Genomic DNA, 2079 nt, shown 5'->3' on the forward strand with positions numbered 1-2079 from the left:
AGCGTCAAAATCACCTTCATTTTTATAACCCCGACAGGCGCGTTTAACTCGATAGCGTTTACCTTCATGTTCCCAGCCAATCTCTACCCAACATTCTACAGTTTGACCTTTTTGAGCTTCTGCGATCGCACGCTTATTTACCAACTGCTCTATCGACGCAAACGCTGCACTAAATTTATCATACAATACCCACGTAAAAGCATTCAGCAAGCTAGTTTTACCAGAGCCATTATTGCCATGAATAATTGTTGTGTTCTGAGCATCTCCACCAGCCAGAAGCATCTCTGGTGTCGTACCATAAAAGGAGCGAAAGTTGCATAGCTTGATTGAAGTCAGCTTCATCGCACCTCCTCCTTAATAATGTCCAAAATATTATCATTTATATGGCTGTTAATCTTCTTATCTAGCCTGCCTTTCTCCAGCTTCCATACCCGCTCAATAATTTGCCGTACTTCCGGCGGAGCGCTGGTAATTGGCTCCTGCACATCATCGATATTCGCACCTTGTGACATCTTCGGTTTGGAAATATAGATTTTCTATATTTTAACTTTGTCTAGTGCTGTACTTACCACCGTAAAGCCACTATTATCGTTATCTTTAATTTTGTAAAAACTATTTTTTTAAATTTATACTTTTCTTTGAAAAAAGACTTTATTATTGAATTCTCTTCTGTTATTATTAACAATCTAGATCATAATGGGATGTAAGTGAAATTTAAAAAATCATTTACATCCCATTATGATCTAATTCATAATTTTATTATTTCATACTTAATGCTTGTTTTTTCAAAACTCGAAAAATTTTACAAAAGAATACAACTATATAGTTCATCATCAAATATCTAATAAACCATATCGCTTTTGTAAATCAAGTAACTTCATTCTTGCTTCCCCTGAGTTATCAGCTAAATCAGCAAACTCTACAAAGCGCCGTAATTCCTTTTTCAATAGATTACGTTCAACTTCTATCGTTTCTCTATCTAAATCTGGTGGCAAAACAATCATGTCAAATATTGTTGCGCGTTCTTTAGCCGCATGAGGACGTAAAACTCGCCCCCGTCGCTGGATAAACTGACGAGGATTACCAGAACTTGATAAAATCACCGCAGTTTGAATTGCTGGAATATCGACACCTTCATCTAAACAACGAATTGCAACTAAACCTTGCAACTCTCCACTTTCAAATTGATGACGCAAAATTTCTCGTTCTTGTAAAGATGTTTGAGCCGTATAGGTGCTTACCTTGTAGCCCAAATCTACACCCAGAATTTTAGCAACAGCTTTAAGTTGGCGTAACGATGAACGTTGTCCCGTATCCTGTGAACCATCACTGCAATAAAAAAGAGTGTGAGTAGTTTCGCGGCGAGTAATCATCAAATCTCGCAAAGCGGTTAATTTATTTTCCGCCGCACCAATTAACCTTGCTCTTTGCATCAACAACGGTTTTAAATCTTCATTATCTTCAAAGCTCCCCGCTTCGCCATTTTGTCGATCTCCATAAAGTAGCGCTCGCCCAATTCTTTTAGTTAACTTTAAATAGGCAATACTCTCTGCTTCAGTTAACTCTACTAACACCGGATAATACAGATAATGTACTAAAGCACCTTGAGCGATCGCATCCCTCAAAGTAAACTCTGGCTGGAGAACTGGGCCAAAATAATCAAATAGAGATTGCGTACCAAAATCATCAAAATATCTCTCCGGTGTAGCAGATAAAGCCAGTCTCAAACCAACACTGCGCGGTAAACTTTCTTCTAACTTGGGTGCGCCTAAATTATGCGCCTCATCACCAATAATTAAAGTTTTGGCGGGAAAATATTTGAGTTGAGACTGAAACCCATCTCCAATTAAAGTGGAGTTCGTAGTTATCACCGTGACAAACCGTTGAGAACCAGAACGCAGATTATAAATTTGGGTAGAAAGTTGACTTTGCCAAGTGCGTAAATTCTCGAAAGCTAAAATGGGTTGCAAATTAAATTTTTCGCATTCTCGCGCCCATTGAGTAACGAGATGGCGATAGGGACACACCACCAACAGAACTTGTAAATTAATCTGTTGGTACAATTCACAAGCGATCGCT

3 protein-coding genes are annotated in these 2079 nt (G+C 38.5%); all 3 read right to left on the reverse strand.

Annotated elements, in window-relative coordinates; genetic code table 11:
* A partial coding sequence (locus tag VE944_RS12450) for an AAA family ATPase (RefSeq protein ID WP_324977374.1) occupies nucleotides 1-342 on the reverse strand: 342 nt, incomplete at its 3' end.
* Nucleotides 339-512, reverse strand: coding sequence for a hypothetical protein (locus VE944_RS12455; protein WP_322690156.1), 174 nt, complete (start codon nucleotides 510-512; stop codon nucleotides 339-341). The genes VE944_RS12455 and VE944_RS12450, both read right to left, overlap by 4 nt.
* 321 nt (nucleotides 513-833) lie before the next feature.
* On the reverse strand, nucleotides 834-2079 hold a 1246-nt coding region (locus VE944_RS12460), incomplete at its 5' end, for a helicase-related protein (RefSeq protein WP_324977381.1).

The organism is Nostoc sp. (genome assembly GCF_035638895.1).
Taxonomy (GTDB): domain Bacteria; phylum Cyanobacteriota; class Cyanobacteriia; order Cyanobacteriales; family Nostocaceae; genus Nostoc.